Origin of the sequence: Mesorhizobium sp. M0106, from assembly GCF_040322715.1 — a bacterium.
Classification (GTDB): Bacteria; Pseudomonadota; Alphaproteobacteria; order Rhizobiales; family Rhizobiaceae; genus Mesorhizobium.
In genome coordinates this window covers 164,805-189,258 of sequence record NZ_JAMYUA010000009.1, presented here as the reverse complement: position 1 = coordinate 189,258, position 24,454 = coordinate 164,805, and the positions used below count along the sequence as shown (strand labels likewise).

Annotated in this window: 20 protein-coding genes and 1 pseudogene; 14 read left to right on the top strand and 7 right to left on the bottom strand. The window is 64.6% G+C overall.

All coding sequences use genetic code 11. From position 1 onward, the window contains the following. Window positions 1-98 precede the first annotated feature (98 nt). The gene (locus NKJ55_RS12215) at window positions 99-1,307 is read left to right on the top strand and encodes an MFS transporter (protein WP_352450104.1); all 1,209 of its coding nucleotides are present in this window, start codon (window positions 99-101) and stop codon (window positions 1,305-1,307) included. A 9-nt stretch (window positions 1,308-1,316) separates the two neighbouring features. On the opposite strand, the gene NKJ55_RS12210 is transcribed toward NKJ55_RS12215, so the two are convergent. Next, window positions 1,317-2,420, bottom strand: coding sequence for an MATE family efflux transporter (locus NKJ55_RS12210; RefSeq protein ID WP_352450103.1), 1,104 nt, complete (start codon window positions 2,418-2,420; stop codon window positions 1,317-1,319). Window positions 2,421-2,451: 31 nt separating this feature from the next. Next, window positions 2,452-2,778 (bottom strand): annotated as a pseudogene (locus NKJ55_RS12205) (MATE family efflux transporter); the annotation flags it as partial. Between the two features lie 204 nt (window positions 2,779-2,982). Between NKJ55_RS12205 and NKJ55_RS12200 the strand changes: the two are divergent. After that, window positions 2,983-3,771: a L,D-transpeptidase gene (locus NKJ55_RS12200; RefSeq protein ID WP_352450102.1), complete on the top strand. Its 789-nt coding sequence runs from the start codon at window positions 2,983-2,985 to the stop codon at window positions 3,769-3,771. 145 nt (window positions 3,772-3,916) lie between these two features. On the opposite strand, the gene NKJ55_RS12195 is transcribed toward NKJ55_RS12200, so the two are convergent. After that, window positions 3,917-5,395 carry an esterase-like activity of phytase family protein gene (locus tag NKJ55_RS12195; RefSeq protein ID WP_352450101.1) on the bottom strand — a complete coding sequence of 493 codons (1,479 nt, stop codon included), beginning with the start codon at window positions 5,393-5,395 and terminating at the stop codon, window positions 3,917-3,919. Window positions 5,396-5,643: 248 nt separating this feature from the next. On the opposite strand from NKJ55_RS12195, the gene NKJ55_RS12190 reads away from it, so the two are divergent. Genes NKJ55_RS12190 through NKJ55_RS12165 form a run of 6 tightly spaced genes read left to right on the top strand, consistent with a single transcriptional unit; the run spans window position 5,644 to window position 12,087 of the window. Then, complete coding sequence (locus tag NKJ55_RS12190) at window positions 5,644-6,633, top strand: TIM barrel protein (protein WP_352450100.1); 990 nt, start codon at window positions 5,644-5,646, stop codon at window positions 6,631-6,633. Window positions 6,634-6,675: 42 nt separating this feature from the next. Continuing rightward, window positions 6,676-7,734, top strand: coding sequence for a sugar ABC transporter substrate-binding protein (locus tag NKJ55_RS12185; RefSeq protein WP_352450099.1), 1,059 nt, complete (start codon window positions 6,676-6,678; stop codon window positions 7,732-7,734). 46 nt (window positions 7,735-7,780) lie between these two features. Beyond that, a complete protein-coding gene (locus NKJ55_RS12180; protein ID WP_352450098.1) occupies window positions 7,781-9,307 on the top strand; it encodes a sugar ABC transporter ATP-binding protein in 1,527 nt (508 codons plus the stop codon). Between the two features lie 16 nt (window positions 9,308-9,323). After that, complete coding sequence (locus NKJ55_RS12175; RefSeq protein ID WP_352450097.1) at window positions 9,324-10,301, top strand: ABC transporter permease; 978 nt, start codon at window positions 9,324-9,326, stop codon at window positions 10,299-10,301. Continuing rightward, the gene (locus NKJ55_RS12170) at window positions 10,298-11,173 is read left to right on the top strand and encodes a MurR/RpiR family transcriptional regulator (RefSeq protein ID WP_023676730.1); all 876 of its coding nucleotides are present in this window, start codon (window positions 10,298-10,300) and stop codon (window positions 11,171-11,173) included. Before NKJ55_RS12175 ends, NKJ55_RS12170 begins: the two co-directional genes overlap by 4 nt. Next, the gene (locus tag NKJ55_RS12165; protein WP_352450095.1) at window positions 11,170-12,087 is read left to right on the top strand and encodes a ribokinase; all 918 of its coding nucleotides are present in this window, start codon (window positions 11,170-11,172) and stop codon (window positions 12,085-12,087) included. Before NKJ55_RS12170 ends, NKJ55_RS12165 begins: the two co-directional genes overlap by 4 nt. A gap of 10 nt (window positions 12,088-12,097) precedes the next feature. Here NKJ55_RS12165 and NKJ55_RS12160 read toward each other — a convergent pair whose 3' ends face one another. Beyond that, entirely contained in the window at window positions 12,098-13,123 is a 1,026-nt protein-coding gene (locus NKJ55_RS12160) for a LacI family DNA-binding transcriptional regulator (protein WP_023676728.1), read from the bottom strand. Window positions 13,124-13,319: 196 nt separating this feature from the next. Here NKJ55_RS12160 and NKJ55_RS12155 point away from each other — a divergent pair, with 196 nt between their 5' ends. From NKJ55_RS12155 to NKJ55_RS12135, 5 genes are all read left to right on the top strand, one after another. Beyond that, window positions 13,320-14,354, top strand: a complete 1,035-nt coding sequence (locus NKJ55_RS12155; RefSeq protein ID WP_352450094.1) for a Gfo/Idh/MocA family protein — start codon at window positions 13,320-13,322, stop codon at window positions 14,352-14,354. Further along, entirely contained in the window at window positions 14,351-15,259 is a 909-nt protein-coding gene (locus NKJ55_RS12150) for a sugar phosphate isomerase/epimerase family protein (RefSeq protein ID WP_352450093.1), read from the top strand. The genes NKJ55_RS12155 and NKJ55_RS12150 overlap by 4 nt, the downstream gene beginning before the upstream one ends. A 164-nt stretch (window positions 15,260-15,423) precedes the next feature. Next, window positions 15,424-16,437, top strand: coding sequence for a substrate-binding domain-containing protein (locus tag NKJ55_RS12145; protein WP_023676725.1), 1,014 nt, complete (start codon window positions 15,424-15,426; stop codon window positions 16,435-16,437). 86 nt (window positions 16,438-16,523) lie between these two features. Beyond that, window positions 16,524-17,321 carry an ATP-binding cassette domain-containing protein gene (locus NKJ55_RS12140; protein WP_352450092.1) on the top strand — a complete coding sequence of 266 codons (798 nt, stop codon included), beginning with the start codon at window positions 16,524-16,526 and terminating at the stop codon, window positions 17,319-17,321. After that, window positions 17,318-18,367 carry an ABC transporter permease gene (locus NKJ55_RS12135; protein WP_352450091.1) on the top strand — a complete coding sequence of 350 codons (1,050 nt, stop codon included), beginning with the start codon at window positions 17,318-17,320 and terminating at the stop codon, window positions 18,365-18,367. The genes NKJ55_RS12140 and NKJ55_RS12135 overlap by 4 nt, the downstream gene beginning before the upstream one ends. 12 nt (window positions 18,368-18,379) lie before the next feature. Here NKJ55_RS12135 and NKJ55_RS12130 read toward each other — a convergent pair whose 3' ends face one another. Continuing rightward, on the bottom strand, window positions 18,380-21,103 hold the full coding sequence (locus tag NKJ55_RS12130) for an ATP-dependent helicase (RefSeq protein WP_352450090.1): 2,724 nt from the start codon (window positions 21,101-21,103) through the stop codon (window positions 18,380-18,382). Window positions 21,104-21,355: 252 nt separating this feature from the next. Between NKJ55_RS12130 and NKJ55_RS12125 the strand changes: the two genes are divergently transcribed. Further along, complete coding sequence (locus NKJ55_RS12125; protein ID WP_352450089.1) at window positions 21,356-23,665, top strand: glucose/quinate/shikimate family membrane-bound PQQ-dependent dehydrogenase; 2,310 nt, start codon at window positions 21,356-21,358, stop codon at window positions 23,663-23,665. Between the two features lie 10 nt (window positions 23,666-23,675). On the opposite strand, the gene NKJ55_RS12120 is transcribed toward NKJ55_RS12125, so the two are convergent. Both NKJ55_RS12120 and NKJ55_RS12115 read right to left on the bottom strand, forming a co-directional pair. Then, window positions 23,676-24,107 (bottom strand): hypothetical protein, encoded by a 432-nt coding sequence (locus NKJ55_RS12120; RefSeq protein WP_352450088.1) that lies wholly within the window; start codon window positions 24,105-24,107, stop codon window positions 23,676-23,678. A gap of 9 nt (window positions 24,108-24,116) precedes the next feature. Continuing rightward, on the bottom strand, window positions 24,117-24,266 hold the full coding sequence (locus NKJ55_RS12115; RefSeq protein ID WP_352450087.1) for a hypothetical protein: 150 nt from the start codon (window positions 24,264-24,266) through the stop codon (window positions 24,117-24,119). Between the last annotated feature and the right edge of the window lie 188 nt (window positions 24,267-24,454).

Below are 24,454 nucleotides of genomic sequence, written 5' to 3'. Positions count from 1 at the left end.
AAGCTGCCAAACTTGTCAGGAGCAAGCCGGGGAGGGGGAACGGCTGACGCGAAAAAGGCGTTAGGATGTCAGATCCCGAACAGCAAAAGGTCGAAAAAATGACAGCTCACGCTCAAGTCATGACGCGCGATCACGAACTCGGCGGCCGCGCTGCAGCGGCCGCCGTGGCCGCCATGATTGCGGCTCTTTTCGCCGGCAGCACGGCGCTGACGCCACTTTACATCATCTACAAGCAGGTCTTCGGCTTCTCGCAGATCACTTTAACGCTGGTCTACGCCGTCTATGTCATCGGCAATCTGGCAGCGCTTCTGATGTTAGGGCGTGTGTCCGATGTCATCGGGCGCCGTCCAATGGCATTGGCCGGGATGGCGGTGGCCGTGGTCAGCGCGGTGGTTTTCCTGTTCGCCGAAAATGTCGCCTGGCTCGACATCGCCCGAATTCTGAGCGGACTGGGAATCGGCGTCGGCGCGGGCACCGGCACCGCCTGGCTCGCCGAATTGCTCCCGACCGACGACAAGTCACAGGCGGCGACGATTGCCACCAGCACCAATTTTCTCGGCCTCGGCCTCGGTGCGCTGGGGGCCGGGTTGCTCGCCGAATACGCGCCCTGGCCGCTCAGGCTGACATTCGTCGTCTACCTGGCGATGCTCGCGACTGTAACCCTGCTGGTCTGGCGCACGCGGGAAACCGTTTCGCGGCCGGGGAAACTGGCTGACGTTTCGATGCGGCCGCGGCTTTCCGTGCCCGATGACATCCGCGCAAGTTTCGTTGCGCCGGCGGTGACCGGCTTTGGCGCAATGGCGCTGGTCGGCTTTTATGCAGCACTCGCACCGAGCATTTTGGCGCAGCAACTGCAGGTAACCAACCATGCCAAAGCCGGCGCTCTGTTCTTTGAATTGGCAATCGTGACGGCCGCCACCATTGTGGTGACGGCACGTCTTTCGAGCCGAGCCGCGATGTTCGCGGCGCTTGCGCTGATGATCCCAACCGTCGCGCTGATTGTTGCGGCGCAGGTCTTCGCCTCGATGACCATAATGATTGCCGGGACCGCCTTGTGCGGCGTGGCGGCAGCGCTCGGCTATCGCGGCGGCTTGCAAGTGGTGAACGAGATCGCGCCGGCGGACCGGCGCGCCGAAGTCGTCTCGGCCTTTTTCATCTGCTGTTTTTGCGGCAACGCGCTGCCGGTAATCGGCATCGGCGTTCTGTCGACGGTGGCAGGTGCGACCGTGGCAAGCCTGGCCTTTGCCGGCATGATTGTCGTCTTTTCCCTGGTCGCTCTCGGGTTTGGCGCGAAATACGCGCGCTGAGCCGACCCTTCAGCCGTTCGGTGTCTCGGGCGAAAGATGCGCGCTCTGGCGCGGTACGCCGAGGCCGGTATCCGGCGGTTCGCCGGCAGCCGGCCGGCTCTCGATCATGTGCAGGCTGCGCCAGCGGCCGAAGCGATAATAGGCCGCGGCCAACACGAGCGAGGTTATAGAGCCAGCCGGAAAGCTCCACCACAGAGCTTCCTCGCCGATCACGCTTCGGAAGAAATAGGCGAAGCTGGTGCGCACCAGCAGCACCGAGATCACCAAGATGATCAGCGGCGGCATCACGGCGCCGGTGGCACGCACGGTGGCGAAGAGCACGATGGTGATGCCGAACAGGATGAAGGACCACGACGCGATCTTGTTGATGTGAGTGGCGATGTCGATTGCTGCACTGTCGCTGCCAAGGAAGAGGCTGAGCACCCCGCGATCGAACACGAACAGCAGCGCGACGAGCATGCCGGTGAGCACAAGGTTGAAGCCGACGCCGGAGGTGGCGATGCGTCCAATCCGGTCCCAGCGCCTGGCGCCGACATTTTGCGCCGCCATGGACGAGACCGCGGCGCCGATGGCGAGCGCCGGCATCTGGATGTAGGTCCAGAGCTGTGCGGCTATGCCGTAGGCAGCCGCGACCTGCGAGCCGTACGAGTTGACCATGCCCATCACCGTCAGCGCCGCGGCCGAAACGACGATCATCTGCAGGCCCATCGGCACGCCCTTGAAGACGACAATGCGCAGCAGCGCCGGGTCCGGCCGCAGCAGAGCGAGATTGGCGCCGGCCAGCCGCAGCGGGTGCTTGCGCGCATAAAGCACGATCAGGATGGCAACCACGCTTACCGTCTGGCCGATCAGCGTCGAGGCGGCCGAGCCGGCGATGCCGAGTTCGGGGAACGGGCCGATGCCGAGGATGAGCAACGGGTTCAAAATGACGTCGAGCACGACGGCCAGCGCCATAAAAAGGAAGGGCGTGCGCGAGTCGCCGGCGCCGCGCAGCACCGTCATGACGAAGGAGAGCAGGTTCATCATCGGCACGGCGAGGAAGATGATGCGCAGATAGGAGCGCGCCAGCGGCAACGCATCGGCCGGCGGTGCCGAGTGCATCGAGGATCGCATCGACCCAGATCCAGCCGCAAACCGCGAACACCACCGAGACGAGGAAGAAGAAGGTGGCGCTGGTGCCGACGATGCGCCGGGCTTCGGGCAGGTCACGAGCGCCGACGGATTGCGCGACCAGGATGGTCGCCGCCATGCCGATGCCGAACACGGTGCCGAGGATGAGAAACAGTACGAGGTTTGCATTGGACGTGGCGGTCAGCGCCGCTTCACCGAGGAAACGGCCGACCCACACGGCATTGATCGAGCCGTTGAGCGACTGCAGCACATTGGAGCCGAGCACCGGCAGGGCAAACAGTAGAAGGGTGCGCGGGATAGGCCCACTGGTGAGGTCGCCGGTCTGCCGGCGCGCGGGCATGTTGTCGTCCATGGCAGGCAACTCGGCGAAGGCTTGTCTTGAGTCCGCAATGATTGCCGATTTAACGGGAGAGGTCGATGCGGCGCTGTAAATTCCGCCTGGCGTGCCTTGGTCTAAGCATTTCTCAAACCTTCCGGAATCGTATATTGATCCCGCACGCGTGGGGCCGCATTTTCCTGGATCTCATGGGTAAGCCGGGGGCTCATGTCCGATATTCCGTTGTTTTTTGAGCGCCTGAACCGGCGCGCCTTTCTTGGTGCATCCGCTCTGGGCGCGGCCTCCGTGGCTCTTTCGTCGTGCACCACGACGGACGTGGCGGCGCCGCCGGTGCCCGCGGCACCAAGCGATCCGGCTCTCGGCGATGCCGCAAGCATGTATACCGCGCGCAGCGACGAGGGCTATCAACTGCCGGCAATCCCGGTAGCCAAGGTCGATCCGAAATTCGTGCGTCAAATCGTGGCCGACCCGACTGGAGAAAAACCCGGCACGATCGTCGTCGATACTTCCGAGCACTTCCTCTATCTGGTGCGCGACGGCGGCAAGGCAATTCGCTATGGCGTCAGCCTCGGCAAGGCCGGTTTCGGATGGACCGGCAGCGCCGTGGTTCAGGCGAGGAAGAAGTGGCCGGTCTGGACGCCGCCGCCGGAAATGATCCAACGCCGGCCGGAACTGGCGAAATACAAGGACGGCATGCCGCCCGGCCCGCAGAGCCCGCTTGGCGCCCGCGCGCTGTATCTCTTCCGCGACGGCAAGGACACGATGTATCGGCTGCACGGCACACCGGAGTGGGATTCCATTGGGAAGAACGCTTCCTCCGGCTGTGTGCGCTTCATGAATCAGGACATTATCGACCTCTACAGCCGCGTCGACGGCGTCGCGCCGGTCTTCGTGCGCCCGAACCTGTCGGCCGCCGGGAAGATCGCCGCCGTGTCGAACAGGACGGCCGAGCCGATCGATGCCGGCGTGCCAAAGGACGCGGAGATGTTGAGGTAAGTGCCGTCGACTGGATCGTCAGTCGCAGGTTTGCAACGCACTAGGACACCGTCCTTGCGCGGGCGAGCCGCAACTGAAGGGCACGACCGCTCAATCGCGCCAGCTCAGGCGGACGCGTTCCGCGCGTCCGCCTGTATGGGTGCCGCTACTTCTTGGCGAGGCCTGGGAGCGTGACCTGATAGACCAGGAACATGGTGTCGACATCGGCGCCATCCTCGGCCTTGTAGGCCGCGCCTACCTGGAAGCCGTCCTGCGTGAGGAAGTCATTGTCATTGGCGACGAACAGGAAATAGTCGTCGGGCAGTGTTGGATCGAGGACGCTCACCACCGACATCGCCTCCCATTTCTCCGAAACGTTGTTGCGGTCGTTGGGCGCGCCATTGTGCAACCCGAAGCGGCCGAGCTCGCTCTTGTCGTTGATGTCGATGAACGGCGTCAGCTTGGCCGGCGTCACCGATGGATCGAGCTCACCCGTGGGCGCCAGCGGCTTGTCCTTGTCGAATTCTGTGCCGGCGACATCGGTTGCTGTCGACACATCGACGACGCTGATCTCGCGGTGGAGCGAGGTGTCGCCCTTCAGCCCCTGGCCGTTGCCGCTGTCGCGCGCCAGCATCAGGAAGGTCTTGTCCGACAGCGCCACGATTTCGCTCTGCGCGGCGATCTTGGTTTTGCCCTTGGCATCGGTGAACACCGGCAGCGGCACGACATATTCATGCGCGAGCTTGAGCTGGCCGGGATCCGAGGCATCGTAGACCAGCGCGCGCGTGTTCTGACGCGTCGAGGCGGAATCGCCGCCATCCTGCCTTGGGGCCGACTGCAGCACGGCAATCAGGAACTTCCCGTCCGGCGTCAGCGCCATGCCTTCGAGGCCCTGGTTGTTCTGACGGCCGGTTTCGGGATCCTTCGGATCTGGGTCTGCCGCGCCAGGTCCGGGATTGTTGGAAGCAAAGTTTGGCGTCCCGTGACGCATCGGGACAAGCGCCGCCGGCGGCTGCGTTGCCGACATCAGACGCCCATCGGCGGAGAAGCGGTAGATGTTCGGACCGTATTCGTCCGAGATGAACATCGTGCCGTCGGGCAGCCGTGCGATCGCTTCGTTATCGAGCGCGAGCTTGCCGTTGGCTTCGGGCAGGATCGGCATGTCGTCGGTCGCGGCACGCACGCCGTTGAGCGGATCGAGGCCGGTTGCGTCGGCGCCCTTGTCGTCGCTCAAAAGCATGGTGTCGGCAAGCGTCGCCTTGAGGCCCGATTGTTCCTGGCCGGTGGCCGGCACTGCACCCGGCGCGATCGGGGCGAACTCGAGGGCGATCGTGTTGAGGCGCGGGCGGTAATCGGTGGTACCGACGACATTGTAGCCGCGGTCCGGCAACAGCCATAACGAGCCTTTGTAGCCATCGGCGCCATGCGTCCAGCCGGCAGCGTCGATCGACATGCCTGAGCCGGAGCCAAACGTCTCGCCGAACTTGTCCTTCTGGCTGGCCGGGATGCGGCCGACACCGACCAAGCCCTTGTTGACGAAGCTGACGCCGCCGACGGTCGCGGCGTTTTCTGCCAAGGCCGGAGTCAAGGCGGTGAACATCGCCAGCGCGACGGCGAGGGACGCGGTTCGGTGCAGGTTTTTCATGGAAATCCTCTTTGTGACAAAGCTGCCGGGGCACGAAAAAGCGTCGCGTCGCATCAAGGATGCCGCGAAAGCCTTCGGAGAAGCGATCTAGGACGCGAACATGATACTTGCGTGACAGTGCCGCGCTTGCTTGTCCCCACGTGGTCGCAACTGGCCTAGGTATGGCGAATTCGTCGTCGCCGAGCGAGCAATTAACAACTTTACAAATAATCGTTATTATGTAAAGTTATGACAATGAAAGGTCCCCGATGACTGCCTGTCGTTTCGCCACCCGCCTCAATTCCTTTGCCTCGCGGCCACAGTCCGAGTGGCCCGATCTTGTCGGCAAACCGTCCATGCTGCAAATGGCGGCACGTGCGGCGAAGGTTGCGGAGTTGACCGATCTCGACCTCAACTTCCCCGACCATGTCGGCGAAAAACCTACGGAAATAGCGCGCAAACTCGGCGACATCGGGCTTTCCATCAATGGTTTCGCCATGCGCTACTACTCCAATCCGGCTTTCAAGCTCGGTGCCTTCACCAATCCGGATCCTTCCGTTCGCCGCGAAGCCATCGACCTGACCAAGGCCGGCATCGACGCCACCCGCGAGGCGGGCGCCGGCCTGATGACGCTGTGGCTCGGGCAGGATGGCTTCGATTATGCTTTCCAGGCCGATTATGCGACGCTCTGGCAACACGAAATCGATGGAATTCGTGAAGTTGCGGCGCATGACCCCGATTGCCAGATCAGCCTTGAATACAAACCCAACGAGCCGCGCTCCTACAGCCTGATGCCCGATGCGGCGACGACATTGCTGGCGATCCGCGAGATCGGCCTGCCCAATCTCGGCGTGACGCTCGATTTCGCCCATGTGCTCTACGCCGACGAGCAGCCGGCCTTTGCCGCTGCGCTGGTGGCGCGACACAGCAAGCTGCTCGGCGTGCATCTCAACGACGGCTACGCCAAGCGCGACGACGGCTTGATGGTCGGGGCCGTGCATACGCTGCAGACGATCGAGCTGCTCAGGCAGATCCGTCGAGACGGCTATGCCGGCGCCATCTACTTCGACACGTTCCCCGACATGACCGGGCTCGACCCGGTCCACGAATGCGAAGTCAACATCGCGACTGTCAAGCGCATGCTGCGCGTCGTCGATCGGCTGGAAAAGGACAATCGCCTGTCAGCCGCCGTCGACCGTCAGGACGCGGTCGCCTCGCAGGCCATCGTCCAGGAAGCCATGCTCGGGCCGGACAGCTGAAGCTCCGGCGCCATCACCGTTTTCAACCAGGGAGGAAAGACCATGAAATTTCTGCTTGCCACCGCCACCGCTGCCCTGATGGCGCTGTCTATAGGCTCGTCGTTTTCCGCGGACCTCGCGCCGCTCAATTCCGACACCGAGAACGATCGCATCGACTGGTCGCAGCTCGAGGCCAAGTTCGGGGCCTTCCCCAAGCTGCCCGAGGGCACCAAGGCGGGTGCGGTCTCCAAGACGCTGACCAACGAATACTGGCGCTCGCTGGGAGAGGGCTACAAGTCGTTCGGCGACCGCACCGGCGTGCCCGTGGTCTACCAGGCGGCGCAGAGCGAGGGCGACCAGCTCGGCCAGCTCACCATCGCCGAAGGCCTGGTCACGCAAGGCTACAACGTGCTGCTCGTTTCGCCGCAGACCGACTCCAACCTGCAGCCGATCATGGAACAGGCCAAGGCAGCCAATGTGCCGGTGGTCAACGTCAACGACGCGGTCATCCCGCAGGCCGAGCACTATGTCGGCAATGTCCAGCGCGACAACGGCGTGCGCGTCGCCAAATGGTTCATCAAGAACCGGCCGGATGGCGGCAAGGTCGCCATCGTCGAAGGCCAGGCCGGCGTCTACGCCGCCGTCCAGCGCACCGACGGTTTCAAGACAACGATCACCGAGGCCGGCAAGTTCGACGTCGTCGCCAGCGTCCCCGGTAACTGGGATCGCCAGACCTCCTACGACGCGGCCACCAACATCCTGCAGCAGCACCCCGACCTGATCGGCTTCTATGCCAACAATGACGGCATGGCGCTGGGCATCGTCGAGGCGGTCAAGGCTGCCGGGCTGCAGGACAAGGTTGCGGTCTTCGGCACCGACGGCATCTCCGACGCCTATGCCTCGATCCGCGCCGGCGAGCTGACCGGCACCGTCGATTCGTTCCCGGTGCTGACCGGCGAGGTGGCGCTGGAATCGGCGCTGCGGCTGGTGGCCGGGCAGAAGCTGCCGCGCGTCGTTGCCACGCCGCAGGCGCTGATCACCAAGGACAATGCCGACCGTTACTCTGGCGCCGGCGACGCCGTGCGCAAGGCGCTGCTCGAGGACGCGGCAGCGGGCCAGTAGAGCAGGGCCGGCAGGTGCCGGCCTTGGGTCCTGGAGAACCGAAGCAATGTCAGCGCGGCTGCAATTCGAGGGCATTTCCAAAGAGTTTCCGGCTGTGCGGGCGCTGAGCGAAGTGTCGTTTTCGGTCGGCGCCGGCGAGATCCATGGCCTGCTCGGTGAAAACGGCGCCGGCAAATCGACGCTGCTGCGCATACTGTCAGGCGTCTACCGACCGACGGCGGGAAGCGTGCTGATCGACGGCAAGCCGGTGATGCTGAACAATCCGGTCGCCGCACGCGCCGCGGGCGTGGCGATGATCCATCAGGAATTACAGCAGGTGCCACGCCTCAGCGTCGCCCAGAACATGTTTCTCGGCCATCCGTTGACGCGCGGCGGCGTCTTCGTCGCACGGCGCGAGCAGGAAAGCCGCGCTGCGGAAGCGCTGGCCGCCATCGACCCAACCATCGATCCGGCAGCCCCGCTTGGCAGCCTGAAGGTGGCGCAGCGGCAGATCGTCGAGATCGCCCGGGCGCTGCTCGACCGCGCCAGGATCGTGGCGATGGACGAGCCGACGTCGAGCCTCACGCCGAGCGAGTTCGAACAGCTGGCGGAAGTCATTGCCGGTCTGGCACGCGACGGTGTCGCCGTCATCTATGTCTCGCACAAGCTGGACGAGGTGTTCGGCATCTGCGAGCGCGCCACTGTCATGCGCGACGGCGTTGTGGTCGAAACCGTCGATCTCGCGCAGGTGTCGGAAAAGGCCGTCGTTTCGATGATGGTCGGCCGCGAGCTTGCCCAGGAACAACACCGCTCGCATGCTTCCCCCGAGATCAGGCTGAGCGTGCGTGGCCTCGCCTCGGCAACCAAGGTCCGTGACGTTTCGTTCGACCTGCATCGCGGCGAGGTGTTGGGCATTGCCGGACTGGTCGGCTCCGGCCGCACCGAGCTGCTGCGGCTGCTGGCCGGCGCCGACCGGGCCTCATCAGGCGCAATAGAGATCGACGGCAAGGCGGTAAAGCTTTCCAGTCCGCGCGACGCGATCGCGGCCGGCATCGGCCTGGTGCCGGAGGAGCGCAAGCGCGAAGGCATCGTGCCGTTGCGGTCGATCTCCAGCAACATGGCGCTGGCCTCGATGGGCGTGTTCGCGCCGCGCGGCCTCATCGACCACCGCCGGCTGAAGCGCGTCGCAGCCGAGAAGATGAAGCGAGTCAATCTCAGGCCGTTCCTGCTCGACCGGCCAATTCGGCTGTTCAGCGGCGGCAACCAGCAGAAAGCGATCATCGGCCGCTGGCTGGCGGCGGGAACGCGGATCCTTCTGTTCGACGAGCCGACGCGCGGCATCGATGTCGGCGCCAAGGCGGAGATCTACCACCTGATCGAGGAACTCGCCGCCGAAGGCCATTCGGTAATCGTCGTGTCGTCCGAACTCCCCGAGGTGATCCGGCTCGCCGACCGCGTGCTGGTCATGCGCGACGGCACGGTCGCCGCCGAACTGGGCCGCGCAAGTCTCAGCGAACACGCGATCGCCGCGCACGCCATACCCCAAACGAAGATTGAGGCCGGCAAGGCGCAAGGCCATCGGGCCGGTGCATAACGGACAGGACCAGCGGATGACCGATATAAGCCAACACACAGCAGCGCGCCCAAGGGCAGATTTCCTGCACCGGTTTTCCGTGCGCGACGCCGGCACGCTGATCGGCCTGGTGGTGATCCTTGCCGTCTTCGGGGCGCTGGTCCCCGGCTTTTTTGCCGAGCGTAACCTGATCAACATCCTGCAGCAGTCGAGCATCAATGCCTGCCTGGCGTTGGGCATGACGCTGGTCATCATCTCGGGCGGCATCGACCTGTCCGTCGGGCCGACGGCAGCCCTTTCGGCGGTCATCTCGGCCTCGATGCTGGTTGCCGGTGTGCCGTTTCCGCTGGCCATCGCCGCTGGCTTCGCCATCGGCCTCGCCTGCGGCCTGCTTAACGGCGTGCTGGTTGCCTATGTCGGGCTGCAGCCCTTCATCGTCACGCTGGGGACGCTCAGCACCTACCGGGCGCTGGCGCTGATCTATACCGGCGGCAATCCGGTGCTCGGCCTGCCTGCCGGCTTCCGTGCCATCTTCAACGGCTCGCTGTTCGGATTGCCGTTGGCGGTCATCATCGTGGCCGTGGTCGCGCTGATTGCCTGGATCATCCTCAAGAAGACGCCGTTTGGCGAATATCTGCTCGCCGTCGGCGGCAATGAGGAGGCGGCCTACATAGCCGGCGTGCCGATCGCCCGCACCAAGATCGCCGCCTATATGATCTCGGGCCTGCTGGCAGCGCTTGCAGCGCAGATCCTGATCGGCCGGCTGGGTGCGGCCGAACCCATTCTGGGCAATCTCTGGGAGCTCGACGCCATAGCAGCGGCGGCGATCGGCGGTGCCTCGCTGATGGGCGGCAAGGGCAGCGTCGTCGGCACCATCCTGGGTGCCGTCATCCTTGGCAGCATGCGCAACGGCCTGACGCTGATGAACGTGCAGTCCTTCTATCAGCTCCTGGCAACTGGCCTTATAATCCTCGCCGCGATGCTTATCGATCGCGTGACGAGGGGACGTGGATGACCTTGACCGGGCTGGACCTGAAAGCAGTAGGACCGCGCATTCGCATGATGATGCCGCATCTGACGCCGCTCGAGGCGAAGGTGGTTGAAACCGTCTTCGGACGGCGCGGCTTCGACGAGACCATACCGCTCAAGCAGATCGCCGAGGAGGCCGGTGTCTCGGAGGCGATGGTGGTCAAGATCGCCAAGAAGCTGGGTTTTTCCGGCTATCGCGATTTTCGCACGGCGGTCTATGAATACAGCCGCCTGCCGACCGCCGAGATGCATCAGGAGCTGTCGGTGGACGACAGTTCGGCCGAGATCGTGCAGAAGGTGTTCCGCACCTCTATCCAGGCGCTGGAGGAGACGCTGGCCATCCTCGACATGGACGATTTCGACCGTGCCGCCGATCTGCTTTACCGCGCCAGGAATCGCGATTTCTACGGCGTCGGCGGCTCGGCGCAGATCGCACGCGACGTTTCGCACAAATTCCTGCGCATCGGCATCCGCACCTCTGTCTACGACGATTCGCACATGATGCTGATGTCGGCCTCGCTGCTCGGCGCCGACGACATTGCTGTCGGCTTCTCGCATTCCGGCAACACGAGCGCCGTCATCGACGCCATCCAACTTGCGCGCAAAAGCGGCGCGCGTACGCTGGCCATCACCAACTATGACAACTCGCCATTGGCAGCCGTCGCCGACATCGTGCTTTGCTCGACCGCGCAAGGCTCGCCGTTGATGGGTGAGAACGCAGCGGCCCGCATTGCCCAGCTCAACATTCTCGACGCGCTGTTCGTCGCGGTCGCGCAACGCGACTACCAGGCGGCGGAGCGCAATCTCGGCCGCACCATGTCTGCGGTGACGTCGAAACGGAAAGATAAGGGCACATGACGGCTTCCCCGCCGCTGGTGACCGTATTCGGCAGCCTGCATTACGACATCATGGTCGAAGCCGCCGATCGCCCGCGCAAGGGCGAAACGGTGACCGGTCATGCCTGGCATCCAAAATGCGGCGGCAAGGGCGGCAACCAGGCGGTATCGGCAGCGCGGGCCGGCGTGCGTGCGGCGATGATCGGAGCTGTCGGCGACGATGATTTCGGCCGCGCGCTTCTCGACAATCTCGGTCGCAACGGCGTCGACCAGCGCTTCGTGGGAGTGGCTTCGGGCGCCGGCTCGGGCATGAGCGTGGCGATTTTCGACGACAGCGGCGACTATGGCGCGGTGATCGTCTCGGGCAGCAATCTCACTCTCGGCGAAAAGGACATTGCGGAGGCGACCGAGCTGATGGCGCAAACGGCGGTTCTGCTGCTGCAGAACGAGGTGCCGGAAGCCGCCAATATCGCCGCGGCGCGAGCGGTGAAGGCGTATGGCGGCCGCGTCGTTCTCAATGCGGCGCCGGCGCGAAAGCTGACAGCCGAACTGATCGCGCTGACCGACATCGTCATCGTCAACGCCATCGAGGCGGAGTTCCTGGCCGGCGTTTCGGTCGTCGACACGCTCGAGGGTGCTGCGAAGGCGGCCGGCATGCTCGTCGGTTTCTATCCGGCTGCAATCGTCACGGCCGGCGGCGAGGGCGTTGCCTATTGCGACCGCGACGGCCAGGCATTCGCCTTGCCGGCGATGCCGGTGGAGGTGGTCAGCACCCACGGTGCCGGTGATGAATTCGTCGGCGCCTTTGCGGCGTGGCTTGCGCGTGGAGAGCCCGTCGAGGCGGCACTTGCCGCCGCCAATGCCGCCGCTGCCTCGCTGGTCGCAACGCCGGAGCGCGAGCGCGGGGGTCTTGTTCAATCTGAGCCTGCTCAGTGACCGCCGCGATTCAATCGCTGTCGCGCGCGATCAGTTCCAGCGGCCAGACTTCACGGATGATGCGTGCGCCTTCGGCGCCGGCGTAAGCCGGGATCGATGCCAGCAGCATTTCGGCCAACCGCTCGCCCATCGGCTCCAGCGCCGGTCGGAAGCCGGTCAGCGCCGGCGAAAAATAGCGGCAAAGCGGCGTGTCGACGATGACGATCACCGCGACGTCGTGGCCGGGCCTGATGCCGGCCTCGGCCAAAGCCTTGCAGCCGCCAAGCGCCATCGCGTCATTGTTGAAGATGATGGCCGTCGGCGGGTCCTTGGAGCGCATGACCTTCGGCGTCACGGCGTAGCCGCCGGCCTCGTTGATGAAGCCGTCGGCGATCAGTTCGGGGTCGAACTCGATGCCGTGCCGCCGCAACGCCTTGCGATAGCCGGCGAGGAACAGATAGCCGAAATTGAGGTCGAGCGACGGGCGGATGGCGGCGATGCGGCGGTGACCGCGCGCGACGAGACGATCGACCGCGTCAGCCCCGGCTTTTTCGAAATCGAGGTCGAGCGAGGGATAGGAATCGCCGCCGGAGCGGCTGCGGCCGAGCGTCGCGAACGGGAAACCGGCCTGGGTCAGATAGTCGATGCGCTCGTCCTCGCGCCGCGTCCAGGCCAGCACCACCGCATCGGCCCGCCGCGTCTCGACGACACGGCGCAGGCGCTCCTGCTGATAGTCGCCCGGCGCGCCCATCACTACGATCAGGTCAAGGCCGCTTTCGGCGAGCTTGGCCTGCAACCCGGTCAGGAACGGAATGAAGAACGGCTCGCCATATTCCTGGTCGCCCGGATGCGGCTGCAGCATGAAGGCGATCGAATGGGTGGCGCCGCGCCGCAGGCTGCGGCCGGACTGGTTCGGTGAATAGTTCAGCTTCTTGGCCGCATCGAGCACGCGCTGGCGCGTGTCGGCATTGACGTCGGCGCGGCCGTTGAGCGCGCGCGACACCGTGCCGATGGAAATATTCAGGTGACGCGCAAGGTCGTGAATACTGGACGCCAAAGGACAGTTCTCCCCCTTGCTTGGCTAGCACCGGCCGCTCTTCAGGCCAAGCCGGCATCACGTTTTTCGCTATCGGCCAATTGACATTCTACGCCATCGGGTGTGTTCTCGTAAACGTTTACGGAAGAAACGTTTGCGGCCCTGCCGTGAACGCCGTGACGATCGGTCTGGAGGGGCCGAGAGGGAGGAGTGCTGGATGATCAATGTCGTCCTGGTCGGCTGCGGCGCGATGAGTAAGGCCTGGCTCGATGCGGCCAAGCAGATCGACGGGCTCGCCATTGTCGGCCTGGTTGATCTCGACGCCGAAAGGGCGCGGGCAAGGGCGCGCGAATACGAGCTTTCCGGCGCCGTCATCGGAACCGACCTCGACGCCGTGCTCGACCAGACCAGGCCCGACGCGGTATTCGACGTCGTGGTTCCCGCCGCCCGCCGCGAGGTCGCGCTTTCCGCCTTTGCCCACCATTGCCATCTCTTGACCGAAAAGCCGCTGGCCGACAGCCCGGACAATGCGCGTGCCATTGTCGAGGCGGCCCGCAGCGCCGGCCGCATCCATGCCGTCGTGCAGAACCGCCGCTATGTCGCCAACGTCAGGCGCATCCGGCGCTTTCTCGATTCCGGCGCCATTGGTGCGCCAACCAGCATCCACGCCGATTTCTTCGTTGCGCCGCATTTCGGCGGTTTTCGCGAAGAGATGCGCCATGTGCTGCTGCTCGATATGGCGATCCACACATTCGATGCGGCCCGCTACATGGTGGCCGGCGAACCGGCCGGCGTCTATTGCCACGAGTGGGAGCCGACCAATTCCTGGTATCGGCAAGGGTCGTCGGCAACCGCAAGCTTCGACCTCGGCGGCGCCAAGCTGTTCACCTATGCCGGCAGCTGGTGCGCGGCCGGCTTCCGTACCAGCTGGGACAGCACATGGCGGATCGTCGCCGAGCGCGGCAGCATTGTCTGGGACGGCGCGGACGGGTTGAAGGCGGAAGTCGTGCGGCCGGTCCGTGAAGGCCTGTTCGACCGCACCGAACCGATAGCCGTGCCGCCGCTCGACCCGGCAGATCGCGTCGGCGGCCATCTCGGCATCATCCAGGATTTCGTCCGCGCCGTCGAGACCGGCACCGAACCGGAGACGCGCGGCGCCGACAACATCAAGAGCCTGGCCATGGTTTTCGCCGCAATCGAGAGCGCCGAAACCGGGCGCCGGGTCGCTATCGCCTCACAGGAAGGATTATGATGCCAAACCCGCTGCTCGACATCAGGATCGGCACCATGGTGCGGGCCAATCTGGACGACCCGGCCGCCTATGTCAGGCAGATCCTGCCGCTCGGCTTCGAGAGCATCCAGCCGTTCTTCTGGCAGATGCTGGGCGGCAAGAACATTCCGCGGTTGGCGGGCGAGATCCGCGAGGCGATCGGCGATGCCGATGTCGTCGTCTCGTCAATCGGGGTGTTCGGCAATCCGCTGGAGAGCGGTGAAGTCGATCGCGGCGTGCTCCAGGCGTGGGAAACGATCATCGACAACGCGCATCTGTTCGGCACCAATGTGGTCAGCGGCTTTACCGGCCGCATCCGCGGCAAGCCGCTGCCCGACAGCCTGCCGCGCTTCCGCGAGGTCTGGGGGAAGCTGGCAAAGCGGGCCGCCGACAAGGGCGTGCGCATCGCGTTCGAGAACTGCGCCATGGACGGCAACTGGGCCAGCGGCGACTGGAACATCGCCCACAATCCGGACGCCTGGGAGCTGATGTTCAACGAATTGCCGGACGACAATCTCGGCCTGGAGTGGGAGCCCTGCCACCAGCTGGTCTATCTGATCGATCCGATCCCGCAGATCCGCAAATGGGCGCCGCGTATCTTCCACGTCCACGGCAAGGACGCGACGGTGCGCTGGGACGTGATCCGCGAACATGGCGTGTTCGGCCGCCTGCCGTTCGTTCAGATGCGCACCCCTGGCTTCGGCGATAGCGACTGGACGCGGGTGATCAGCGAGCTGCGGCTGGCCGGCTACAAGGGCGCCATCGACATCGAGGGCTGGCACGACCCGGTCTACCGCGGCGATCTCGAGATCACCGGCCAGGCGCGGGCACTGGACTATCTCCAACAATGCCGGGGAGGCGCGAGCTATCTGCCGAACCCGGTGTGAGGCTAATGCATGTCGCGCAAAAGTGCCCAGCGGTTTTGCGATAACGACATGCATAAAACAGGACAAGCCGGCGGGAGGTGCCGGCCAGCGAAAGATTGCGGCGCAATGCCGAAGCGATCGTCAACACCCCTCGGCTAGCGAGGGAACAAAGGGAGGATAAGTGCATGAGCATTACGATGAGAAGGACAGTTCTGCGCTCGACCGTCGCGGCGGCCGCGATGGCGCTCGCCGCCGCACTCTCGACCTTGCCGGCGCAGGCGCTCGATGCCCAGTGGTGCAAGGATGTCCATATCCGTTTCTTCGTCGGCGGCGCCGAGGGCGATGCCTTCGGCACGATCGTCTATAATGGTGCCAAGCAGGCGGCGGCCGATCTCGGGCCGAAGGTCGACTACATCTTTTCCCAGTGGGATGTCGAGAAGATGGTGCAGCAATTGCGCGAGGCTGTCGCGGTCAAGCCCCAAGGCATCGCCATGATGGGCCACCCCGGCGACGCCGCGATCATGCCGCTGGCCGAACAGGCGCACAAGGACGGCATCAAGATGATGTACCAGAACGTGCCGGTGCCGACGGTCACGGCGGCGTTCGGCGGCGGCTATGTCGGTGCCCAGCAGGAGCAGCAGGGCCGCGCGCTTGGCGCCGAGGCGGTCAAGCTGGCCGGGCTCAAGGCCGGCGACAAGGCAATCATGATCGGCCCGTTCGAGAACGAGAGCCGCGGCGCGCGAGAACGCGGCACTGTCGCTGCCCTCAAGGAAGCGGGCGTCGAGGTCATACAGCTCTCCTCGCCACCGAGCGGCGAATGGGCTTCCGACCCCAATCTGGCCCTTCCGGTGATCACCGCGGCACTGCTCAACAATCCCGACGTCAAGGCGGTTGGCTATCCCGGCGGACAGATGCTGGGCAACGTCCCGACTTACATGCAGGCGGCGGGCAGGAAGCCGGGCGATATCTTCAACTTCGGCTTCGACACCAGCCCGCAGATCGTCGAGGGCTTCAAGGGCGGCTGGGTGCAACTGACGGCCGACCAGCAGCCGTTCCTGCAGGGCTATCTGCCGATCCTCAGCCTCTGCCAGCAGGTTGTGCTGGGTCTCGCACCGATGAATGTCGATACCGGCGCCGGCTTCGTCACGCCGCAGAATTACGAGATCGTCGCCGAGCTCGCCAAGCAGGCGCTGCGCTGACCTCCCAAGCCGCCGGCCGGGATCGAGCCCGGCCGGCGGGACCGCCGGCGAAAAGGCCGGCACGCGACAATCAAGCGAGGATCGCCATGGCCGAACGCATTATCGAACTGCGCGACATCAGCAAGTCCTATGGCCAGGTCTATGCGCTTGGCGGGGTCAATCTCAGCGTCGATCGAGGCGAGGTGGTCGGCCTGATCGGCGATAATGGCGCCGGCAAGTCGACGCTGATCAAGATCCTGTCCGGCGTGGTCAAACCGACTAGCGGCGAGATTCTCGTCCGCGGCAAGCCGGTGACCGGATGGAGCCCTGCGCGCTCGCGCGACGCCGGCATCGAGACGGTGTTCCAGGACCGGGCGCTCGCTGTGCAGCAGACGATCGTGCGCAACATCTTCATGGGCCGCGAGCTCACCGGCTGGCTTGGCTGGCTGAAGGTCAACAAGGAGATCGCGGAGGCGAGCCGGCTGATGCGCGAGATCGGCTTCACCTCGAAAGTGTTCACGCCACAGTCGATCGTCGGCCAGCTCTCGGGCGGCGAACGACAGGGCGTGGCGATCGCGCGGGCCATCTATAAGAAGGCGGAGCTGATAGTCCTCGACGAACCGACGACCGCGCTATCGCTGACCGAGACCGCCAAGGTCTTCCACTTCGTGCGCCAGGTGCGGGCGAGCGGGCGCTCGATCCTGTTCATCGGCCACAACATCCACCACGTCTTCGATATCGCCGATCGCTTCGTGGTGCTGGACCGCGGCAAGGTCGCGCTCACCGCCGACCGCAGCGAGGTCAAATCGGCCGAAGACCTGATCAATTTCATGGAAGACGTCGCCCACCCCAGCGGATTGCCGGGGTTGCACGACGCGGGCGATGCGGGGAGGGCGGCACGATGAGCAAGACCATGGAACCCGATCTGCAGAGCCCCCTCGGCGGCACGCATAATGAGGCCGCCGGGAAAGAGTGGAGACACCCGTCCGACAATTGGCTGCGCGGGTTCATTCTCGACAACCGCGCCGCGCTCGGCACGCTTGCCGTGTTCATCGTCATGATGGCGGTGTTCATGATCGCCAACCCGATCGTGTTCACCACCTGGTATCTCTACAGCTCCGTACTCACCACGCTGCCGGTGGCGCTGTTCGTGGTGGTGCCGCTGGTCTTCGTCGTCACTTGCGGCGAGATCGACCTGTCGTTTCCGGCGACGATGGGCTTTGCCTCCTGGGTGTTTGCGCTGGTCGTGCAGGCTGGCTACGACCCGTTCCTCGGCATCGCCGCCGCAATCGTCACCGGCATGCTGCTCGGCTTCCTGGTCGGCTCGCTGGTCGTCTATGGCGGGCTGTCGTCGCTGATCGCCACGCTCGGCATGAATTTCCTGCTGCGCGGCCTGATCCAGATCATCAACGAGGGCAGGTCAACGGCGCTGACCGGCCTTGCCGACAGCTGGGCCTACAAGATCTTCTCCAGCCAGCTTTACGGCATTCCGGTGCAGATCTTCTGGGCCATCGGCTTCGTCGTGCTGTCGGCGCTGCTTTACAACCGCCATCGCTTCGGTGCCCAGGTCAAGGTGGTCGGCGACAATCCAGACAGCGCCCAGCAGATGGGTATCGACGTCAAGCGCGTGCGCGTAAAAGTGTTCGTCTTCGTCGGCATCGGCGCGGCAATCGCCGGCACGTTCTCGGTGATGATCAACTTCACCTGGTGGCCGACCGCCGGCGACGGCTATCTGCTGCCGGTGCTGGCATCGGTGTTCGTCGGCGGCACCCCGACCTGGGGCGGCATCGGCACTGTTGTCGGCGGCGCGATCGGCGCGGTCACCGTCTCGTTCATCCAGACCGGCGTGGTGGCGGCAGGCCTGAGCGGCTTCTATGTCCAGTTCTTCAACGGCCTGATCATCATCCTGTCGCTGCTCGGCCATAAGTGGAACCAGGCGCGGTATCGCTAGCGCCCGGCGGCCTCACACCCCGGTGACAAACCCGTCCAGCACGCGTTTCTGGCCGGCTTTGTCGAAGTCGATGGTCAGCTTGTTGCCTTCGATGGCCGAGATGTTGCCGTTGCCGAATTTCTGGTGGAAGACGCGGTCGCCGACGCTGAAGGGGGACGGCGTGTCGGCGACGGATTTGGCGACCAGCTCGCCGTCGATTGTGCGGCCCTTGACCGAGGTGCGGCCGGCGCCGTAGCCGGAGTCGGTTTCGCCATAGCCGATGCGCTCGACCTGGTGGCCGGAGCGCGTGCCCCAATTGCGGTCGGTGGCCTCGGTGCGGTTGGCTTGGGCGCGCTGCCAGCCCGGTGTCGCATAGGTGCTGGAGAAAGCGCCGGATTTTTCAGCACCGTTATTGCCGCCAATGTTGTCGAAGCGCGATGCTCCATAGGGGTTCTGCCTGCCTGCCCCTTGGCCGCCGCGACCGGAGGCGAACGAGCCGCCGCCGTAGGAATTGCCGTAACCGCCGTAGCTGTTGCCGCTCTCGGCGACCTCGACATGGGCTTCCGGCAACTCGTCGAGCAAGCGTGACGGGATGGTCGACTGCCAGAGGCCGTGGATGCGGCGGTTGGAGACGAACCAGATGTGCAGGTTCTTCTTGGCGCGGGTCAAGCCGACATAGGCAAGCCGGCGCTCCTCCTCCAGCCCGGAGCGGCCACCCTCGTCGAGCGAGCGCTGGTGCGGAAAAAGACCTTCCTCCCAACCAGGGAGAAAAACGGTCTCGAATTCGAGGCCCTTGGCCGAATGCAGCGTCATGATGTTAACGGCGTCGAGCTCGGCGTTCTGCTCGGCGTCCATGACGAGTGCGACGTGTTCGAGGAAGGAGCGCAGCGATTCGTACTCCTCCATGGAGCGGATCAGTTCTTTTAAGTTCTCGAGCCGGCCGGGCGCTTCAACCGAGCGGTCGTTCTTCCACATGTCGGTGTAGCCGCTCTCCTCGAGAATGGTCTCGGCGAGCTCGGTGTGCGGCGTGGTTTCCAGCGCCTTCTGCCAGCGCTCGAAATTGGCCGATACCTCGCGCAGTGCGGCGCGCGGCTTCGGCTTCAACTCGTCGCTTTCGGCGAGTTTTGCCGCCGCCTCCAGCATCGGGATGCGCAGGGCGCGTGCGGTGTCGTGGATCTGGCGGATGGTGGCCTCGCCAAGGCCGCGCTTCGGCACGTTGACGATGCGCTCGAAGGCGAGGTCGTCGGCGCCTTGCGCGACGACGCGGAAGAAGGCCAGCGCATCGCGGATTTCGAGGCGCTCGTAGAAGCGCGGGCCGCCGATGACGCGGTAGTTGAGGCCGAGCGTGACGAAGCGGTCCTCGAATTCGCGCATCTGGAAGGAGGCGCGGACGAGGATCGCCATGTCGTTGAGATTGTGCTTCTGGCGCTGATAGGCCTCGATGGTCTCGCCGACGGCGCGGGCCTCCTCCTCGGAATCCCAGGCGGCGTGGACATGCACCTTCTCGTCGTCCTCGGCGATCTTTTCGGTGAACAGCGTCTTGCCGAAACGGCCCTCATTGTGGGCGATGAGGTGGGAGGCGGTGCCGAGGATGTGCGCGGTCGAGCGATAGTTGCGCTCCAGCCGGATGATGGTGGCGCCGGGGAAATCCTTGTCGAAGCGCAGGATGTTGTCGACCTCGGCGCCGCGCCAGCCATAGATCGACTGGTCGTCGTCGCCGACGCAGCAGATATTTACGGTGGACAGGCGCGGGCTTCCCTCCCCCTCGAGGGGAGGGTGGCCGGGCGAAGCCCGGTCGGGTGGGGTCCGTGCGGCAGTGCTCGACCTACCGGCGGCAGTGCTCGACGCTCTAGCGGTGCCTTCTGCGGCAACCCCCTCCGCCCGCTTCGCGGGCACCTCCCCCTCAAGGGGGGAGGATTGCGGCCGTTGTGCCAACAGCCGCAGCCACATGTACTGGGCGGTGTTGGTGTCCTGATATTCGTCGACGAGGATGTAGCGGAAGCGCTTATGGTATTCCTTCAGCACGTCCGGATTGGCGCGGAAGATGCGGATCGGGTGGCATAGGAGATCGCCGAAGTCGCAAGCGTTCAGCGTTTTCAGCCGCTCCTGATAGGCCTTATAGAGCTCGCGGCCCTTGCCGTTGGCGAAGGCACGGGCATCGCCCTCGGGGATGTCGGCGGGACCGAGGCCCTTGTTCTTCCAGCCGTCGATCATCTGGGCGAACTGCTTGGCCGGCCAGCGCTTGTCGTCCAGCCCTTCGGCCTGGATAAGCTGCTTGATCAGGCGCACGACATCGTCGGTGTCGAGAATGGTGAAGTCGGATTTGAGCCCGGCCAGCTCGGCATGTCTGCGCAGCAGCTTCACTCCAATCGAGTGGAAGGTGCCGAGCCACGGCATGCCCTCGACATTGCCTTCGCCGATCAACAGGCCGATGCGCTGCTTCATCTCGCGCGCCGCCTTGTTGGTGAAGGTGACGGCGAGGATCTGCGAGGGGAAAGCCTTGCCGGTGGCAAGGATGTGGGCGATGCGGGTGGTCAGGACGCGCGTTTTGCCGGTGCCGGCGCCGGCCAGCACCAGCACCGGGCCTTCGGTGGTTTCCACCGCCAGCCGCTGCTCGGGGTTGAGGCCGTTGAGATAATCGGGCGCGTTGTTCTGGTTGCTGCGGGCAGCCATGGCGCGCGCGGCAATGCCCGACGGGGCCACGGGCCGCGCGTTCGGTTCGTCAAAAAAGGGCATGTCTTCCGAAAAGCCGGACATCTCCCCCCGAATGTAGTGATTCGGCAGCGAAAGGCCAGAAGTGTCTCCGTTTTGTTCTCTGTCCAGTCGGTAGACTCACAATCTGAATGGGTCTGCTAACCAAAACGCCGGGCTTGCGATGGGCCGGCACCGTAAAACGCCGAGCTTGCTTGACAGGGGAAGCGGGCCGGAGAAAGTTGCGTGGGGGCAGGAACGCAATGCGGGGTTGCCCATGGACGCGTCGCGGAGCGCACCAGTCGAAGGAGCACCGTCTTGGCTGTGGTCATCACCTCCCTGATCCTTTTCCTCATCGGCCTGGCGATTGGCGGCGGCGGCATCTGGCTCGTGACGCTGGGCGGCAGCTGGTACTACGTCATCGTCGGTCTAGCTTTCCTTGTCGCGGCCTGGCTGCTCTACAGGCGCAGATCCACGGCGCTGTGGCTCTACGCGGCGATCGTGCTCGGCACGCTCGCCTGGGCGGTCTGGGAGATCGGCTTCGACTGGTGGGAGCTCGGCCCGCGCGGCGGCATCATCGTGCTTGTCGCGCTGTGGCTATTGACGCCATGGGCGCGGCGCGGGCTTACCGGTCCCGACGGACGCGCACCGCTTATCCTCGCCGTGCTGGCATCGCTTGCGGTCGCCGGCTATTCGATGACGACCGATCCAAAGGATATTGCGGGTGAACTCAACACCGACAAGGTGACGCCGACGGCCGATCTCGGCGGCAACGTGCCGGCTGGCGAATGGCACTATTACGGTCGCACCCAATATGGCCAGCGCTATTCGCCCCTCGACCAGATCACCGCCGAAAACGTTGCCAATCTGCAGCCGGCCTGGACCTATCGCACCGGCGACGTGAAAGGGCCCGACGACATCGGCGAGACGACCTATCAGGTGACGCCGCTAAAAATCGCCGACACGCTCTACATCTGCACGCCGCATAATTTCGCCATCGCCATCGATGCCGCGAGCGGTAAGGAGAAATGGCGCTTCGATCCGCAGGTCAAGCTCAACAAGGACCGCCAGCACCAGACCTGCCGCGGCGTGTCCTATTATGCCGATGCCAAGGTCGCCGCTGGCCAGCCCTGCGCCACACGCATCTACCTGCCGACATCCGACGCCCGGCTGATCGCGCTCGATGCGGCGAATGGCCAGGTCTGCCCGAATTTCGCCGAAGGCGGCACGCTGAACCTGCTCGCCAACATGCCATATCCGAAGCCGGGCTATTATTATTCGACCTCGGCGCCGCTGATCGTCGCCAACAAGATCATCGTCGGCGGCGCGGTCAACGACAATTATTCGACGCAGGAGCCGTCCGGGGTCATCCGTGCCTACGATGCCGACACCGGCGCGCTGTTGTGGAATTGGGATTCCGGCAATCCGGACCAGACGACGCCGCTGCCGCCGGACCAGACCTACACCAACAACTCACCCAACATGTGGTCGACGGCGAGCGTCGACGAGAAGCTCGGGCTGCTTTATGTGCCGCTCGGCAACAAGACGCCGGACCAACTCGGTGCCGGACGCAGCGCCAATGACGAGAAATTCTCCTCTTCGATCACCGCGCTCGATCTCAACAGCGGACAATTGCGCTGGGTGCGGCAGACCGTGCACCACGATCTCTGGGACATGGACGTGCCGGCGCAGCCGACGCTGGTCGACATCACCACGGAAAGTGGCGTGGTGCCGGCGCTGGTCGGGCCGACCAAGCAGGGCGACCTCTATGTGCTCGACCGGCGCAGCGGCGAGCCGATCGTTCCGGTCAAGGAAGTGCCTGCGCCGGGCGGCGCGATCGAAGGCGACCATACCTCGCCGACGCAGCCGGTCTCAGACCTGAGCTTCAGTCCGAAACCGCTGACCGGCGCCGACATGTGGGGCATCACCATGTTCGACCAGCTGGCCTGCCGGATCGAGCTCCGGAAGTTGCGCTATGAGGGCCGCTATACGCCGCCGTCGCTGCAGGGCTCGCTGATCTACCCCGGCAATTTCGGCACCTTCAACTGGGGCGGCGTGGCAGTCGATCCGGTCCGGCAGGTGATGTTCGGCATGCCGACATACCTGGCGTTCATCTCCAAGCTGGTGCCGCGCGCCGACGTGCCGCCCGGCGACACCAAGGGCAGCGAACAAGGCCTGAACCGCAATGACGGTGCGCCTTACGCAGTGATATTGAAGCCGTTCCTGTCGCCGCTCGGCATTCCCTGCCAGGCGCCGCCCTGGGGCTATGTGGCGGGTGCCGACCTTCGGACCGGCAAGATCGTCTACAAGCATCGCAACGGCACCGTCTACGACATGACGCCATTGCCGCTGCCGTTCAAGGTCGGCGTGCCCGGCATTGGCGGGCCGATGATCACTGCCGGCGGCGTCGCCTTCCTCGGTGCGGCGGTCGACGACTATGTGCGCGCTTATGACCTGACGACCGGCAAACAGCTCTGGCAGGCGCGGCTGCCGGCGGGCGGGCAGTCGACACCGATGACCTACACGGTAGCCGACGGGCGCCAGTTGGTCGTCATCGTTGCCGGCGGCCACGGCTCGGTCGGTACCAAGCCGGGCGACTATGTGATGGCCTATACGCTGCCGAAATAGAGAAGTTCCTTCAGAGCCCGAGATGCCCTTTCAGGTCGGGTACCGATGCAAGTACCTCACTGGTCAGCTGCGGGCCGGCGGCTGTCTCGGCCTGCTGGACCAGCATCGTGCCGGCCTGGCTGATCTGTGCGAGCGTAAGGCCTGATGCCTTGAGTATGGCGACCCCGTTGATCAGCGCGCCGGTCTTTTCGCCGAGAGCGCCACCGAGCGCGCCCTCCAGCGAGGACAGGAGGCCACCACCGGAAGCTGCGCCGGGAGCCATGACATCATATTGCTTGGCCAGGGCGTCGGCTCCCGGGATTTTGGCAAAGAAGCTGGACAGAGTCGTGCCTTCCGCCTCGTGTTCGAGCACCGAGAAAATCGTGCCGGCGATCTTTTCCGTCAAAGCCTGGTTGAGACTGGATTTCTGGGAGACGGTGTTGATGATGTCCTGAACGTCCATGACCTTTCCTCAGGCTTTGGTGTTTGCGGCCCGGTGCCGGTTGACGCGGATTTTGATCAACGATCGTTTGAAGGCGGTGAAGGCAGTGAACCGCAGCGCCAGCAAAGCTATAGCGGCGAGGGCGAACCCACTTGCCAGAAGCGGGGAGGGAAAGGTCATGGGCGTAATTCCTTCGTCGTCAATCAGGCATTCTTTCCTCACCAAATGGCGCGAGCGAGGCCTAGCCTGGTAAGTTTGTTTTATATGGTGGTGCGTGCATTTAGCATTGCCACAAAGGACCAAAATTTAACGACAGTGGGGCGCGCGGCATCACGGCCCTCGTGCAGGGACTTATGGCAGCCTCACTC